This window comes from uncultured Agrobacterium sp., assembly GCA_913777615.1.
GTDB lineage: Bacteria > Pseudomonadota > Alphaproteobacteria > Rhizobiales > Rhizobiaceae > Agrobacterium.
In genome coordinates this window covers 407,047-422,820 of sequence record CAJYTK010000013.1, presented here as the reverse complement: position 1 = coordinate 422,820, position 15,774 = coordinate 407,047, and the positions used below count along the sequence as shown (strand labels likewise).

The 15,774-nt window shown below is 56.2% G+C and carries 15 protein-coding genes and 1 other annotated feature; of the genes, 8 read left to right on the top strand and 7 right to left on the bottom strand.

Annotation, left to right across the window (positions count from 1 at the left end):
- From QZ862_RS13595 to phaC, 5 genes are all read right to left on the bottom strand, one after another.
- A complete protein-coding gene (locus tag QZ862_RS13595; RefSeq protein ID WP_296018420.1) occupies positions 1-423 on the bottom strand; it encodes a TadE/TadG family type IV pilus assembly protein in 423 nt (140 codons plus the stop codon).
- Positions 424-703: 280 nt separating this feature from the next.
- A complete protein-coding gene (radC, locus tag QZ862_RS13590; protein WP_296036733.1) occupies positions 704-1,528 on the bottom strand; it encodes a DNA repair protein RadC in 825 nt (274 codons plus the stop codon).
- A gap of 17 nt (positions 1,529-1,545) precedes the next feature.
- A complete protein-coding gene (gene map, locus QZ862_RS13585; protein WP_296036731.1) occupies positions 1,546-2,376 on the bottom strand; it encodes a type I methionyl aminopeptidase in 831 nt (276 codons plus the stop codon).
- Between the two features lie 32 nt (positions 2,377-2,408).
- Positions 2,409-3,128, bottom strand: a complete 720-nt coding sequence (sfsA, locus tag QZ862_RS13580) for a DNA/RNA nuclease SfsA (RefSeq protein ID WP_296100533.1) — start codon at positions 3,126-3,128, stop codon at positions 2,409-2,411.
- 27 nt (positions 3,129-3,155) lie between these two features.
- Positions 3,156-5,012, bottom strand: a complete 1,857-nt coding sequence (gene phaC, locus QZ862_RS13575) for a class I poly(R)-hydroxyalkanoic acid synthase (RefSeq protein WP_296100532.1) — start codon at positions 5,010-5,012, stop codon at positions 3,156-3,158.
- A gap of 127 nt (positions 5,013-5,139) precedes the next feature.
- Here phaC and QZ862_RS13570 point away from each other — a divergent pair, with 127 nt between their 5' ends.
- Positions 5,140-5,535: a hypothetical protein gene (locus QZ862_RS13570; protein ID WP_296100531.1), complete on the top strand. Its 396-nt coding sequence runs from the start codon at positions 5,140-5,142 to the stop codon at positions 5,533-5,535.
- Positions 5,536-5,611: 76 nt separating this feature from the next.
- On the opposite strand, the gene QZ862_RS13565 is transcribed toward QZ862_RS13570, so the two are convergent.
- Positions 5,612-7,099 carry a SulP family inorganic anion transporter gene (locus tag QZ862_RS13565; protein WP_296100529.1) on the bottom strand — a complete coding sequence of 496 codons (1,488 nt, stop codon included), beginning with the start codon at positions 7,097-7,099 and terminating at the stop codon, positions 5,612-5,614.
- Between the two features lie 75 nt (positions 7,100-7,174).
- Positions 7,175-7,230, bottom strand: a sequence feature (sul1 is cis-regulatory element that is thought to sense ions involved in sulfur or methionine metabolism; They are found in Alphaproteobacteria).
- 351 nt (positions 7,231-7,581) lie between these two features.
- Positions 7,582-8,307 (bottom strand): transcriptional regulator FnrN, encoded by a 726-nt coding sequence (gene fnrN / locus QZ862_RS13560; protein ID WP_296036720.1) that lies wholly within the window; start codon positions 8,305-8,307, stop codon positions 7,582-7,584.
- 195 nt (positions 8,308-8,502) lie between these two features.
- Between fnrN and hemN the strand changes: the two genes are divergently transcribed.
- From hemN to QZ862_RS13525, 7 genes are all read left to right on the top strand, one after another.
- A complete protein-coding gene (hemN, locus tag QZ862_RS13555) occupies positions 8,503-9,852 on the top strand; it encodes an oxygen-independent coproporphyrinogen III oxidase (RefSeq protein WP_296100527.1) in 1,350 nt (449 codons plus the stop codon).
- Positions 9,853-9,984: 132 nt separating this feature from the next.
- Positions 9,985-10,263 carry an acyl carrier protein gene (locus QZ862_RS13550; protein WP_027675812.1) on the top strand — a complete coding sequence of 93 codons (279 nt, stop codon included), beginning with the start codon at positions 9,985-9,987 and terminating at the stop codon, positions 10,261-10,263.
- 198 nt (positions 10,264-10,461) lie between these two features.
- Positions 10,462-10,941: a 3-hydroxyacyl-ACP dehydratase FabZ family protein gene (locus tag QZ862_RS13545; protein WP_296081204.1), complete on the top strand. Its 480-nt coding sequence runs from the start codon at positions 10,462-10,464 to the stop codon at positions 10,939-10,941.
- A gap of 181 nt (positions 10,942-11,122) precedes the next feature.
- Positions 11,123-12,319: a beta-ketoacyl-ACP synthase gene (locus QZ862_RS13540; RefSeq protein WP_296100526.1), complete on the top strand. Its 1,197-nt coding sequence runs from the start codon at positions 11,123-11,125 to the stop codon at positions 12,317-12,319.
- A gap of 12 nt (positions 12,320-12,331) precedes the next feature.
- The gene (locus QZ862_RS13535) at positions 12,332-13,618 is read left to right on the top strand and encodes a beta-ketoacyl-ACP synthase (protein WP_296036711.1); all 1,287 of its coding nucleotides are present in this window, start codon (positions 12,332-12,334) and stop codon (positions 13,616-13,618) included.
- 141 nt (positions 13,619-13,759) lie between these two features.
- Positions 13,760-14,788, top strand: a complete 1,029-nt coding sequence (locus QZ862_RS13530; RefSeq protein WP_296018392.1) for a zinc-binding dehydrogenase — start codon at positions 13,760-13,762, stop codon at positions 14,786-14,788.
- Positions 14,789-14,791: 3 nt separating this feature from the next.
- The gene (locus QZ862_RS13525) at positions 14,792-15,721 is read left to right on the top strand and encodes a lipid A biosynthesis lauroyl acyltransferase (protein ID WP_296036709.1); all 930 of its coding nucleotides are present in this window, start codon (positions 14,792-14,794) and stop codon (positions 15,719-15,721) included.
- The last annotated feature ends 53 nt before the right edge of the window (positions 15,722-15,774 follow it).

Sequence of the window (15,774 nt, the reverse complement as noted above, 5' to 3'; positions counted from 1 at the left end):
TCAAACCCCTCCGATCCTGATTGTCGAGAAGCGCTTGATGGTTTTCTCGGGAAGGGCGTAAGAATAAAGGTTCCAGATTGGTAACTCGGTCGCATCATATTCTACCGTGACGGTGAACTGATTGCTGTTGTTCAAATCCTGGCCTACGGTCACATTGAAGTAGCGCTTGTCCATGAAAACATAGCCAAGAGATGTTCTGGTGACGAAGTCCTTCGCCAGTGCCTGTCTTTCATTGTTATTAAGACCTGCGACGGCGGTTCTCGCCGCATCGGCAGCCACCTGTTGAACGGAGTGCGCCGTCATCAGGTAGATGCCGTAGGCGATCATGGTCAAAAGGACCAAAAGAAAAATGGGAGCTATGATTGCGAACTCGACAGCTGACGAGCCGCCACGATGACGAAGCATTCTTGCCAAAATGGCCATGGCATCCTCCGATACGCTTCATGCGTTAATTCTTAGATGCTAATGTTTGCAGGTTGATTTTATATTAATGTAAATCTTGAGGTTGTGTATCGTATTGGGCCGGAAGTTTAACACCGGTGCGTTACTGGATGCGGGAACAATCGTTGTTCGCAATGCGGGACAAAATTTGCCGCGTCAATCGGGAGCATTTTCAAGCGATCACGGGATCGCCTCCAATGCTCGATATCTTGTTTTGGCGCGTTGTCCGGCGGCGAAGCGCTGACGGTTCTGCTGGAAATTCCTAAATCAGACGCAGACCCTTTAAGCTGACATGACCATCCTTGCCGATGATTATATGATCATGGATCGCGATACCAAGCGGTTTCGCCGTGTCGATGATCGTCTTTGTCATATCTATGTCTGCTCGCGATGGAGTGGGGTCGCCGCTTGGGTGATTGTGGACGAGAATGATCGCAGTCGATGACAGCTCCAGGGCACGTCGCACGACCTCCCGCGGATAGACCGGTGTGTGGTCGACTGTACCTTGCCCCTGTATCTCGTCGGCGATCAGCACATTGCGCTTGTCAAGAAACAGGATGCGGAATTGCTCACGCGTTTCATGCGCCATCACTGCATGACAGTAATCGATGACAGAGGACCATGAGCTAAGCACCTGCTTGTTGCGGATTTCGCTTTTCAGCATGCGCTGCGAAACGGAAGCAATCAGCTTCAGGTCGAGAGCCACCGTATCTCCGATGCCTTTCACTTCCTGCAACAGCGGCAGCGGTGCTCCCAGTACGCCAGCTAGTGTGCCGAAACGCGCAATCAACGCTTTTGCGATCGGTTTCGTATCTCGGCGGGGAATGAGCCGGAACAGCAACAATTCGAGAAGTTCATAATCTGCCAGCGCCGCATCACCGTGGTCTCGATACTTGCCGCGCAGCCGCTCCCTGTGGCCATGATAATGCGCCGGCTCCCGCTGGGGAGACGTCTTTGGCTGCGTGGGAGCCGGGCTTTGGTCTGAAAATAGACCGCGTTCGTTGGCGGGATCGAACAGGTCTTTGCCGTCGTTCTCTTCCTGACGTGACGATGTCTTTTGCGGCGGAGGAGAGGGGGCTTTTGCCATCTGACGGTCGCTTGCTGTTAGAGCGGAGGTAAGCCAGGCCTGTCGAAACCGCCCGGAGACAGGGTGAAGACCTCGCATCCCGTAGCGGTCACACCGACCGCATGCTCGTATTGTGCCGACAGGGATCGGTCTCGTGTAACCGCCGTCCAGCCGTCAGATAGAACTTTAACATGCGGCTTGCCGAGATTGATCATCGGCTCGATGGTGAAGATCATGCCTTCGCGGATTTCCGGGCCGTCGCTCTCCTTGCCGTAATGCAGAATGTTCGGCGTGTCATGGAAGAGGCGACCAACACCATGGCCGCAAAAATCCGTCACGACAGAGCAGCGCTCTCCTTCTGCATAGGCCTGGATGGCTGCGCCGATAGCGCCGGTTCGCACACCCGGCTTTACCGCAGCGATGCCGCGCAGGAGGCACTCATAGGTCACTTCAAGCAGACGCTCTGCTGATCGTTTTATCTGGCCGACGGGATACATGCGGCTCGAATCACCATACCAGCCATCAAGGACGTAGGTCACATCGATATTTACGATATCGCCTTCGCGCAGCGGCTTATCGTCTGGAATGCCATGACATACGACATGGTTGATGGATGTGCAGACGGATTTGGTATAGCCGCGATAATTGAGCGTTGCAGGAAGAGCGCCGTGATCTGCGCCAAACTCGAAGACGACGCGGTCGATGGCATTGGTCGTCACGCCCGGCTTTACAATGTCTGCAAGTGCATCGAGGCATCGCGCAGTCAACTGACTTGCCTTGCGCATGCCCTCGAAATCTTCCGAGTTATAAAGGCGGATAACGCCTGTATTCTTCAAAGGAGCCGATGCCGCGTCGATATAGGTGACCATTCTATCGCTTTCTGTCTTACGTTCACCTGCGTTCATAAAGCAGCAGTGGGCCAGTCGTCTATTGCAACCATGCGGCTTGCAACGATTTCCAGCGGTGAGATATCACAATTGATGGCGTAAGCCTCGACACCGCGCCCCTTTGCGCGCTGGAACGCTGCCGCATAAATGGGATCGAGGTCTGAGCAGATGCGCATCCGGTGACAGTCTGAGCGCTGGATCAGGTAGAGCATCACGGCGCGGTGGCCGGCTTGCGCAGCGTCAGCCAGTTCATCCAGATGTTTTGCTCCGCGCTTGGTGGCGGTATCCGGGAACTCTGCCAGTCCCGGTTCGCGCATGAAATGCACGTTTTTTACCTCGACATAGGCGTCCGGTCGTCCTGCTGCTGACAGGAGAAAATCGATCCGGGAATTGATACCATATCGCTGCTCTCGCTTCAGCGTGTCATAGCCGCGAAGCGAAGGGATTCGATTGGCAAGAAGCGCCTCCTCCGCCAGCTTGTTTGGCATTCCCGTGTTGATGCCGACGATCATGCCGTCCGCTTCCACCATTTCCAGCATATGGCGATACTTCCGGGTCGGGCTGTCATGCTCGGAGAGCCAGATGCGTGAGCCCGGCGTGGTCAAGCCGCGCATGGATCCTGTATTGGGACATGACCCGGTAATTGTTGTGCCGTCGGCCAGAACGGCATCGAAGAGAAAACGCTTATAACGGGATATGAGCGTGGCGGGCACAAGCGGAGAATCAAAGCGCATGGCGGGAGTGTCGTTCTAACGTGTACATCATTCAAGAACATAGGTTCCAGGCGCGTCACCAAGCGGGGTCAGTTGCCCATCGCCCGGAACGCGAGCCGCAACCTTTTGCGCGCTCTGTGCCTCGATCCAGCGCTGCCAATGCGGCCACCAGGACCCCGTATGGACCTGGTTCCCTTGCTGCCATTCCTCAATGTCACCTGTTGGTGATGGCCCTGTCCAGTATTGATACTTTCCGGCATCCGGCGGATTGACAACACCTGCTATGTGACCTGAGCCGCCGAGTACGAACTCAACAGGCCCACCGAAAAGCTTTGCGCCTTCGAACACTGATTTTGCCGGAGCGATATGGTCGTCGCGCGTGGCTAGATGGTAGACGGGCACTGTCACATCCTTGAGGTTCAGCACTTTGCCACGGACGTGCATCCGGCCTTCCGCCAGATTGTTCTCCAAATAGCAGTTACGCAAATAGAACGAGTGATTGGCCGCTGTCACACGGGTGGAATCGGAGTTCCAGTAGAGCAGGTCGAACGGTGGCGGTTGCGTGCCCCGCAGATAGTTGTCGACCATGTAGGGCCAGATCAGATCGGAGGCGCGCAGCAGGTTGAACACGCCTGCCATGATTGCGCCGTCCAGATAGCCAACGGCTTTCATATGAGCGTCGAGTGCTGCAAGCTGAGGCTCGTCTACGAAGATTTTCAGCTCGCCCGCATGGGTGAAATCCGTCTGTGCTGCCAGCAATGTCGCCGTACGGATACGATCGTTATTTTCCTGGGCGTGAAGTGCGAGCGTGGCCGAAAGAAGCGTGCCACCGATGCAGTATCCTGCCGCGTTGACCTCGCGCTCGCCCGTTGCCTGTTCGATCGCCGCAAGCGCGAAATCTATACCTTCACGGATGTAGTCTTCCCAACCTTTTTCAGCGTGTCTCGCATCTGGATTGACCCAGGAGATCATAAAGACGCTGTGACCCTGATCGACTGACCACTTAACAAAGGATTTCCTCGCATTGAGGTCGAGAATATAGAATTTGTTGATCCATGGGGGAATGATCAGGAGAGGGCGTTTGAACACCGTCTCGGTCGAAGGCGCGTAGTGGATGATTTCGCAAAGTTCGCTACGCGCAATGACCTTGCCCGATGAGACGGCGATGTTCTGACCGATGACAAACTTGCTGTAATCCGTTTGGCGAAGCTTCAGGTGACCTTTACCCGCGGCCATGTCCTCGGCCAGTTGCGCCATACCCTTGACGAGGTTTGCCCCGCTGGTGGCGACCGTCTCGCGAAAGACCTGTGGATTGGTGAAGGCGAAGTTAGCCGGTGAAATCGCCTCCGTCATCTGACGCATGTAGAAGCGCGCCTTTTCGCGGGTACGCTCGTCGAGACCTTCGGCCTCGGCCACCATTTTCTCTGCCCAGTCGGCAGTTGCGAAATAGACCTTCTGCAGGAAATCGAAGAACGGATTTACGTTCCAGTCCTCATCGCTGAAGCGCTTGTGGCTGCGTGGTTTTTCGGAAGCGGTTCTCTCCGTCCCGGAGTTGCCCTTATCCTCTGAAAGTCGGATCAAAGACGCTTGCCAGATTTCGAAATAGCTCGAAAGAAGATGAGTCTGTGCCTCCACGGAGCGCTTCGGCTCTGCCATCCAGTATTCAGCCACGTCGGACAATGTCTGAAATACATCGCTCATAGGGCTGGCATCGGTTTGTGGAATTTCGCCGCGTTCTCGCGGCGCGAGCCATTCGGACGCTGCCTTTCCGAGATTTTCCACAGCTCTGGCGATATTCATGGCGAAGGCTTGAGGATCACGCAGAATATAGGCATCGGCGGATTTGGGATCGTAACTGGATCCCCTTTCGTCAGGATCGTTCGGTCCGCCTCTATTGCCCGCCATACGTTCTCCTTCGTGGCGATTTTTGTATTTGCACATTCTGTACGAAAACGAATACAAGTTCCACCGACACGGGCGCCGTTTCAGCGCGTTCGCAAAACCATGGATACCTTATAGGTGGGGCAGGATAATGGGCAAGCATTCGGGAAGCATAAATACGGCGTCGATGCTGTCGGTTTGCGGCCTGATTCTGCCGTTAGCCGCCTGTACCACACCGGCTCCAATCGTCGATCCTGCCCATATGGAAAGACCCAAGGCGCAAATCGTTGGCGCTCAGCCTGTGAGCGGCGGGCCGTTGCAGAAGCGTGACACGGGGACTTTCCCGACCTTTGCCAAGCCCATGACGGCGGCAATGCCACAAATGGAAGAAAACGAAGCTTCGACCATGGAGCAGAACCTGACCGCTCTTGGTGCGGCGCGCCGTCGCGGCCAGATCACCGAGGCCGAGTATAAGCGTCGCGTTGCAGAACTTCGTGCTCTGTCAGAGCAACAAAAGCCTGTGGCGACGCCTGCTGCCTCACAGTGACGCGAGACGAAATTATAGAACTCGTATCGTCAGTGCAAAAGCAAAGGGCCATTCAAGCGAATGGCCCAAACCTTTGCTAGTGTAGGGTTGCACTGGCAGCCAGCCGTTCGCTTTTGTCGTGAAGCGCGAACTTGTCGACCATCTCAGCGCTGGCCTGGTTGAAGCCTACCACGTCGACCTGAATTCCGGCTCGTCGATATTTCAATACCACCTTGTCCAGCGCGCCCACTGCGGTGATGTCCCAGAGATGGGCAGCGGAAACATCGATGTTGATCTGGTCTACCTGTTCGTTGAAATCGAAGGCGCGGATAAAGTTCTCTGCCGAGGCAAAGAAGATTTGGCCTTCCACGACATAAGTCACGGTTTTCGCCACGATCTCTTCGCTTCGAGTGACTCGAAAGAGCTTGGAAACCTTGCCGGCAAAGAAGATGCCGGACAGTAGAACGCCGACGATAACGCCCTTTGCAAGATCGTGCGTTGTCACGACAGTGACGACCGTTGCGAGCATCACAACCGATGACGGCAGCGGATTCTTGCGCAGGTCGAGAATGGAGCGCCAGGAAAATGTTCCGATCGACACCATGATCATGACGGCAACGAGCGCTGCCATAGGTATGATACGGACAAGGTCATCAAGCACGACAATCAGAAACAGCAGAAAGGCGCCTGCGACAAATGTCGAAAGCCTTCCCCGGCCACCGGACGTCACATTGATCACGGACTGCCCTATCATCGCGCAGCCCCCCATTCCACCGATCAGCGCTGAGGCAATATTGCCAGCGCCCTGGCCCACGCATTCCTGGCTCTTGTTGCTCGGCGTATCGGTCATGTCGTCGACGATTTGCGCAGTGAGAAGCGACTCAAGGAGGCCCACGGCTGCGAGTGTGACGGAATAGGGGAGGATGATCCGAAGCGTCTCCCAAGTCATCGGCACCTGCGGAAATGTCAGGATTGGAAAGCTGGACGGGAGTTCGCCAAGGTCGCCCACTGTGCGCAGTTCAATTCCGGTCCACCATGCGATCACCGTCAGGACGGCAATCGCAACCAGAGGCGAGGGTATTGCCTTCGTCACATACGGAAAGAGATAGATAATCGCGAGGCCACCTGCGATCATGACATAGGTCAGGCTGGGAACACCGATCAGTTCAGGCAACTGCGCCATAAAGATCAGAATGGCCAAAGCGTTGACAAAACCCGTAATGACCGAGCGGGACACGAAGCGCATCACGCGGCCGAGTTTCAACCAGCCAGCAACGATCTGTATGACACCCATCAGGATCGTGGCAGCGAAGAGATATTGAAGCCCGTGTTCTTTGACGAGAGAGACCATAACTACGGCGGTTGCGGCCGTCGCAGCCGAGATCATTCCGGGACGACCGCCGACGAAAGCCGCGACACAGGCAATGGCAAACGAGGCGTAAAGTCCGACTTTGGGATCGACACCGGCGATGACTGAAAAGCCGATCGCCTCTGGAATCAGAGCAAGCGCGACGACGATGCCGGAGAGCACGTCTCCACGAATATTGGAGAACCACTCCTGACGGTAGTGTGTGAAAGTTTGCATGAATGAGTTACCACAGTTGTTGCAACGGGCCGAGCGGGACTCGGTCCTTAAAAAATGAAACAGGTTGCGTTGCTGTGTTGTCTGGCGGATCGGCGGCCAGAAGAGCCACCCGGATTTTCACCGGGTCCTTGTGGATGGATGCCTTATAATGGACATGCGCTTCCGGCGCAATCAGTGAATGTCGAGTGACGACGCACGCTATACTCCAGACGTATCTTAACGAATTGAGACTGCGAAGCAGCGCTTTCGATACATTTGTCGCATCTGCCGATAACCGAATTCCTTAAATGAAAAGAGTATCTTATCGGATATAACGTGTTCTCAGGGAGGCCATTCGGTGGCAGGCGCTGGGGAGCGTGACGATGAAGTGCTTTTTTGTGATGTTGATCCTGACGGGAACGATTTTTACACCGGCGGAAGCAAAAGCGCCCTATATGTTTGGCGTATCGCTCAAGAATCTGCACTGGGACAGATGAAGACCGTCAGTCGTTGCCCGCAGCGTCATTGAGCGCGTCGAGATCAGGCACTGTGATATGCCGGTTGTTCTCAATCCGAATGATGCCTTCTTTCTTGAGCCTGGTCATTTGACGGCTGACGGTTTCGATGGTCAGACCGAGAAAATCTGCAATATCGGCGCGCGACAACGGCAGATCGAAACACGAGGCGTCGCCTTTTTCGGGATCGATATGCTTTGCGATCAGATAAAGGAAGCTTGCGACTTTTTCCTGCGCCGATTTACGCCCCAGCGTCAGCATCCAGTCTCGCGCTTCGTCGAGTTCCTTGAGCGACTGGCCGTGCAGCTTACGCTCCATATTCGGCACATCGACGATCATCCGGTCTACCACGCGGCGCGGGAAAAGGCAGATTTCCACGTCCGTCGCGGCTTCCGCCGTCATGCTGCTTTCTGCATTGAAGGGACGGCCCAGAAAATCGGGCGCAAATTGCAGCCCGACAATCTGCTGACGGCCATCCGACATCATTTTCGAAAGCTTGACGACCCCGTTCAAAATGTTGGCGTAGTAGGGTACCAGTTCGCCCTGGCCGAGCAGCTCGTTGCCCGTCTCGAATTTCTTACGGCTGGACTGACGGTTCAGCTCCCCAAGCTGGGTCGGCGTGAGCACACCACAAAGCCCGCCATGGCGCGCTTCGCATGCGCGGCAAACGACAGGCATGTCCGAGTTATGGATGGTCTTCTGCAGAGTGTCCATTTATCACGTCCAAGTCGAACGGGTCTGTCGTCAGGTCATCCCGAAGCCCGTCACATCGATCCCCTGAAGCGCGTGTCCCCACACCGCTTCTGAGCAGAATGTTTATTAGCTAATTTGATCGAAGTCAAAGTTGCAAACTGTCGCAGCATGTATCTCTTAGTCGCAGAATTGATACATGCTAAAAAAGGGCGCGCGATGGCCGAGCATCTATTGAAGAAATATTCCTCGGCCGTACCCCGCTACACGAGCTACCCGACAGCACCGCACTTTCATGAAGGCATCGGAACGGGGGAATATGCGGCCTGGCTTCAGGCGCTTGATTCGCAAAACCGGCTGTCTCTCTACATTCATATACCTTATTGCGACCGGCTTTGCTGGTTCTGCGCCTGTCACACGAAGCATACGCTCCGCTACGAGCCTATCGCCTCTTATCTCAAAGCGCTTCACAGCGAAATCGAAGCTGTGGCTGGTCTGGTAGCACCAAGTGTTCAGGTCACCGCAGTGCATTTCGGTGGCGGCTCCCCGACGATGGTAAAGCCCGAAGACCTGGTCGAGCTAATGGGGCATCTTCGTTCGGTGTTCTCATTTGCCCACGATGCTGAAATCAGTGTGGAGATCGACCCCAACGATGTCGATGAGGGACGCTATGATGCGCTTGCCGAGATCGGTATGACCCGGGCGAGCATTGGCGTGCAGGATTTCGATCTGAAGGTACAGACCACCATCAACCGAATGCAGAGCTTCGAGCAAACGCAATCCGTAGTCGATGCGGTACGGGCGAGGGGTGCTCACTCGGTCAACTGCGACGTACTCTACGGCCTTCCGCACCAAACACTCGACACTCTGCGCGCCACTATCGAGAAGATCGTGTCTCTCAGCCCCGACCGCGTTGCGCTGTTCGGCTATGCGCATGTGCCATGGATGAAGAAGCATCAGACGATGATTCCGCAGCAGGCGCTGCCGGATGTGCTCGCTCGATACTGGCAGATGAAGACCGCAGCCGAAATGCTGGTAGAGGCAGGTTACGAGGCAATCGGAATCGATCATTTCGCCAGGCCCGGAGACACTCTGGCGCTGGCGGTGAAGGAGGGAGAACTTCGGCGCAACTTCCAGGGTTATACAGATGACAGTGCGGATGCGCTGATCGGGCTTGGTGCATCGGCCATCGGCAAGCTGCCACAAGGCTACGTGCAGAACATGGTGGCGACAGGGGAGTATGAGCGAATGGCCGATGCCGAAGGCCTATGTGTCGTGCGCGGCATCGCGCTTTCGGCAGAAGACAGGGTCCGCGCGTTCGTTATAGAAAGGATCATGTGCGACTTTGCACTCGATCTTTCCGCTTTGACTGCGCTTTATGGAGAGCTGGCTTTGCCGGCCATCGAGGAAGCCAAGCTGTTTGCTTCGGGCGATCGCGATGGGCTCGTCCATCTGGAGGCCGATCATTTCGCCTTGACGGAAACCGGCAAGCCGTTTGCGCGCAGCATTGCCGCGACGTTTGATACCTACCTCTCGAATGGGCGAGGGCGCCACTCTCTGGCGGTTTGACTGTAGGGAGTGCGCAACACATATCATCCAAAATATCGCGCTGTATCACGAAACCATTGGCTTTTTGATGCAACTTCCCTATGTGGTGCCTCTGAAGAGACCTTTATAAGTAAGAACACAAAGGATACGGGCGTGACAGCTACATTCGATAAGGTTGCCGACATCATCGCTGATACTAGCGAAATCGATCGCGAAACCATTACGCCGGAAAGCCACACCATCGACGATCTCGGCATCGACAGCCTGGACTTCCTCGATATCGTTTTCGCTATCGACAAGGAATTCGGCATCAAGATTCCGCTCGAGCAGTGGACGCAGGAAGTTAACGAGGGCAAGGTTTCGACCGAAGAATACTTCGTTCTGAAGAACCTCTGCGCCAAGATCGATGAGTTGAAAGCCGCAAAGGGCTGATTGATGCCGGTGCCCGTTGTGCGGGCATCCTCTGCGTCACTCCACTCGCAAGCCTGAACTAGAGCGCCGCATTTGCGGCGCTATGCCATTTCTGGGGCTGCAGATCCGATCAGATCCGATCGCGGCTGATTGCATTCCAAGCCCGGAGGGCGGCGTAACGGCAGTTCATGGCTCTGCTCTCTATTCCACGGACAAGACATGCTTCTCGAATATTTTCAGATGGTGGACCGAATCGAGTCTATCGACAGATCCGCCCGCATCTTGAAGGCTCGATCCATCGTGCCCGATAAAAGCCCGGTCTTCGAAGGGCACTTTCCAGGCATGCCGCTCGTTCCAGGTGTGCTCTTGATCGAAACGATGGCTCAGACCTCCGGCATGCTGGTCCTTGCCATGACGGACTTTGCCGCCATGCCGTTCCTGATGTCCGTCGACAGCGCCAAGATGCGCACATTCGTCGAGCCTAATGCCGAACTGGATATCGAGGCCTATCTTGAGCACGACGGATCGGGTTTCGCGGTGACCAAGGCCAAGATAACGTCAGCCGGCAAGAAGGTCTGTGATGCGCAGTTGAAGCTTCGCACCATGCCATTTTCAGAAATTCCACTCGCGCCGATCGTCAAGAAGCGCGCAGAGGAAGTGGGCCTGATGGCGGCCATCGCGGCCGATACTTCTCCCTGATTGAAAAAGCGCTATATGCGCCTCCAAAATGCTGAAAAATCACGCAATGCGTAAGGTCCGGTAGCCTTCGCCATTGCAAAGCCGCACCGCGCGCATTATTCCGCATGGCACGTGCGGCGTCTTAGCCGTTTTTAAGAGCTGGCCCGGCGAAGTGTTCCGGAAAAGCGACGAAGGATCACGGATGATGAAGTCTGACAATGATGTGGTGATTACCGGGGTCGGTATCGTGACCTGTCATGGTGTTGGCAAAGATGCCCATATCGCTCTTCTTTCCAGTACGACGACGCCGGAGCCGATTGTCGAGACGGAGAAGTTCGCGCCTTATCCGATCCATCCTCTGCCGGAGATCGACTGGTCGGCGCAAATCGGTCGCAAGGATCAGCGCCAGATGGAAAACTGGCAGCGCCTTGGTGTGTTCGCCGCCGGTCTTGCGCTCGACGATGCCGGTCTGAAAGAAGACGCAGAAGCTTGTGGCACGATGGACATGATCGTCGCAGCCGGGGGTGGGGAGCGAGACATCAATGTCGATACGCTGATCGTCGACGAAGGCTTGAAGCGCAACGACCGCGAAGTCATGCTCAACGAGAAGCTGACGACCGAGCTTCGTCCGACGCTGTTTCTCGCCCAACTTTCCAACCTGATGGCTGGCAACATCTCCATCGTTCACAAGGTCACCGGTTCGTCGCGGACCTTCATGGGTGAGGAGGCCGCTGGTATTTCGGCTGTCGAGACCGCCTTCTATCGCATCCGTTCCGGCGAATCGAGCCATGCGCTTGTTGGCGGTGCATTCGCGGCCGAACGTCCGGATATGACACTTCTGTTCGAAGCGGTCGGCGCGCACGCTCAAGGCGACTGGCAACCTCTTTGGTCACGCGCGGACGGGGAGGGTGGTGGCATGATCACCGGGTCGGTCGGCGCGTTTCTCGTTCTGGAATCGCGCAAGCGCGCCGAGGCTCGTGGTGCGCACATCTACGCGCGCATCGACGCGATCGAGGGCGATCGTGGCAGCCGCGACGATGGAAAGCTTGAGAAGCGTTTAGAGCGTCTGCTTGCCCCTGCGAAGGATGCCGCGCAAACCATCGTTTTCTCCGGTGCGAGTGGACTTGACGGATTGACCGCCCGCGAAAAGAACATCCTTGAAAAGGCTTTGCCGCATGCTGCTATCCGTGGATTCGGCGGCGTCACCGGCCACGGTCTTGAAGCGCAGTTCCCCCTTGGCCTGGCGCTCGCTGCGCTCGCTCTCCAGAGCGGCGCAAAAGTGCCGCCATTCGACGCTGTTGCGGAAAAGCCTATGGCATCTGCCGTAACAGAAGCGGTCGTCACCACCATCGGTCACGTGCGCGGCGAAGGCGTCGCCGTTCTTTCTAGAGACGCTTGAGGAGTTCAGACCATGGCATCCAGCAATTTCCGGGATCATCTTGGCCGTCCTATCGTCGCCGTCACCGGCATGGGTATAATCACCTCCCTCGGGCAGGGACTGACCGATAACTGGGCGGCTTTGACCTCAGGCAAATCCGGGATCCACAAGATCACACGTTTTCCCACCGATAATCTGTCGACCAAGATTTGCGGCACGGTGGATTTCATCGATATTCCTGTGCCGAATTCCGTCGAGCGCTCTTTCGCTTTCGCCCGTGAAACCACAATCGAAGCGCTGGCGCAGGCAGGTCTATCCGGCGATTTCAACGGCCCACTATTTCTGGCGGCTCCGCCCATCGAGCCGGAATGGAGCGCCCGTTTCGAGCTTGCCGACCGTTCGCCACCAGCGGCAAAGCCAGGCGATGCCTATGACCGGTTCATGGCGGCATTGCGCCAGCGTCCCGATCCGGCCTTCCAGGAGGCTGCTCTCTTCGGTGCGATCTCGGAACGTCTTTCCGATCGGTTCGGCACACGTGGCCTTCCGGTAACGCTTTCGACGGCTTGCGCTTCCGGCGCAACAGCCATTCAGCTTGGTGTGGAAGCCATTCGCCAGGGCCGCACGGACCGTGCGCTGACGGTCGCCACCGACGGTTCAGTCAGTGCAGAGGCCTTGATCCGCTTCTCGCTCCTCTCCGCACTGTCCACGCAGAACGATCCGCCGGAAAAGGCATCGAAGCCTTTCAGCAAGGACCGCGATGGATTCGTCATAGCCGAAGGTGCTGCGACACTGGTTTTGGAATCGCTGGAAGCAGCTGTTGCCCGCGGTGCGAAGGTCCTGGGGATCATTAAGGGTGCAGGGGAGAAAGCCGATAGCTTTCACCGCACACGCTCCTCGCCGGATGGCGGCCCGGCAATTGCCACGATCCATGCCGCACTTGCCGATGCAGGTGTATCTGAAGCCGATATCGGCTATGTCAATGCGCATGGCACCTCGACGCCGGAAAACGACAAGATGGAGTATGGCTCCATGCTCGCGGTCTTCGGTGAGGGTTTGAAGTCGATCCCCGTCTCCTCCAACAAGTCTATGATCGGCCACACCCTGACGGCAGCAGGTGCAGTTGAAGCTGTGTTCTCGTTGCAGACCATGCTGACTGGCACACTTCCGCCGACGATCAACTACACCAATCCCGATCCGACGATCGCGCTGGATGTGGTGCCGAATGTGAAGCGTGATGCTCAGGTGGGTGCCGTTCTGTCTAACTCGTTCGGCTTCGGTGGCCAGAATGCAAGCCTTGTCATGACGCGGGAACCGGCCTAATCGGTTCCCCCTCTGTATGTGTCCGACTTTGGACAATGTCTGTGCGAAATGGATGGGAGTGGCCTGTGCGTGTTCATCCGGTAAGGCACGGCACTCTCAATCGACAAACGATGTAACGCCCTCGGGCGGAGGACTTTTATAATGCGCGCTCTTCAACTCGTCGACGACCGTAAGCTTGAGAAGGTGGATCTGCCAGAGCCAGAAGCGCCGGCACCGGGGGAAGTCACGCTTCGCGTCAAGGCGGTTGCGCTGAACCATATCGATGTTTGGGGCTGGCGCGGCATGGCCTTTGCGAAGCGTAAGATGCCGCTGACCATCGGAGCAGAAGCTTCCGGCGTGGTGGAAGCAATCGGCCCGGGTGTATCCAATGTTCTTCCTGGGCAGCTCGTGTCCATCTACGGCGCACGCATCTGTGGTCGCTGCCATCACTGCGTCGCCGGCCGTGACAATCTTTGCGAAAATGTCGGCGGCGTTCATGGTTTTCACCTTGATGGCTTTGCACAGGAGAAAATCAACATTCCGGCGCGCCAGCTGGTGCTTGCACCACCCGGCGTCGATGCTGTTGCGGCAGCACTTGCTCCCGTGACTTTCGGCACGGTGGAGCACATGTTGTTCGACAACGCCAAGCTTCAGCCCGGCGAGACGATCCTTGTTCATGCGGGAGGTTCCGGTATCGGCACTGCCGCCATTCAGCTGGCGAAAAAGATGGGTTGTACCGTCATCACCACGGTCGGTTCGGATGACAAGATCGAGCGTGCCAAGGCACTCGGTGCAGATCACGTCATCAACTACCGCGTTGATCGCTTCGAGGGTGTCGTCCGCAAACTGACCAAGAAGAAGGGTGTCGATGTCGTCTTCGAGCATGTCGGCAAGGATACCTGGGCAGGGTCGATGTTCTCGTTGAAGCGCGGCGGCCGTCTCGTGACCTGTGGCTCGACCTCGGGCGTTTCCACCGAAATCAATCTGATGATGCTGTTCCAGCAGCAGTTGAAGCTGCTCGGCTCTTTCGGTTGCCGTATGCAGAACATGGCCGACGCCATGCAGAAAATGGCGCGTGGCCTTGTCCATCCGGTCATCGATACAGAAGTTACCTTTGACGATATCGACAAAGCTCTGGAGCGTATGGAGACCCGTCAGGTTTTCGGTAAGATCGTTCTGCGGATGGATTGATCAGTGAAGCTTCTTGTGACGCGCATTGTTCTCGCGCTTGAAAATTTCCGCCAGTGGTTCAACGCGACGATTGCGTTCGGTTTTCTGAGCTTGCTGAAACTGCTGCCTGCAGATCCGGCCATCCGCTTTGCGGATAGACTTGCACGCAAGATCGGCCCGAAGACGCCGCGTCACAAGTTGATGCTCTTCAATCTGGCTCGCGCCTATCCTGAAAAGTCTGAAGCGGAGTGCCTGGAGATCGCATTGGACAGCTGGGGAAACATGGGGCGTCTTGCCGCCGAATATGTTTTCCTCGACCGCCTCTTCGATTTTGATCCGCAGCAAACAAAACCCGGTCGCATCGAAGTCGTCGGCATCGATACCTTCCTTGAGCTGCGTGATAATCCGCGTCCTTTTATCGTCTTCACCGCCCATACCGGAAATTTTGAGTTGCTGCCGGTCGCCGGATCGGCCTTCGGGCTTGATGTGACCGTTCTTTTTCGCCCGCCGAACAATCCCTACGTGGCGGAGAAGATTTATAATTTCCGCAAAGAACGAATGGGCAAGCTCGTGCCGTCGCATGCGGGCTCGTCTTTCGCACTGGCGCGCCAGCTGGAAAGGGGCGCAGGTGTTGGCGTCTTGGTGGATCAGAAGTTCCGCAAAGGCCTTGTGACTCAGTTCTTTGGACACAACGTGCAGACCAATCCGCTGCTTGCCAAGCTGGTGCGGCAGTTCGGCTGCGATGTCTATCCTGCGCGTTGCATCCGCCTTCCGGACAATCGGTATCGTCTCGAGATCGAGCCGAAAGTCGAGATACCATTGAATGATAAGGGCAGCGTCGACATTCAAAAGACGGCACAATTGCTGAATGACAAAGTTGAAAGCTGGGTTCGTGAATATCCGGGTCAGTGGTTGTGGTACCATGACCGTTGGCACATCAAGGACCATGTTTAAGTGCAGCCGATCGCACGTCGTTGCTATTTGCAGTAAACTACTTCTTCAATAAA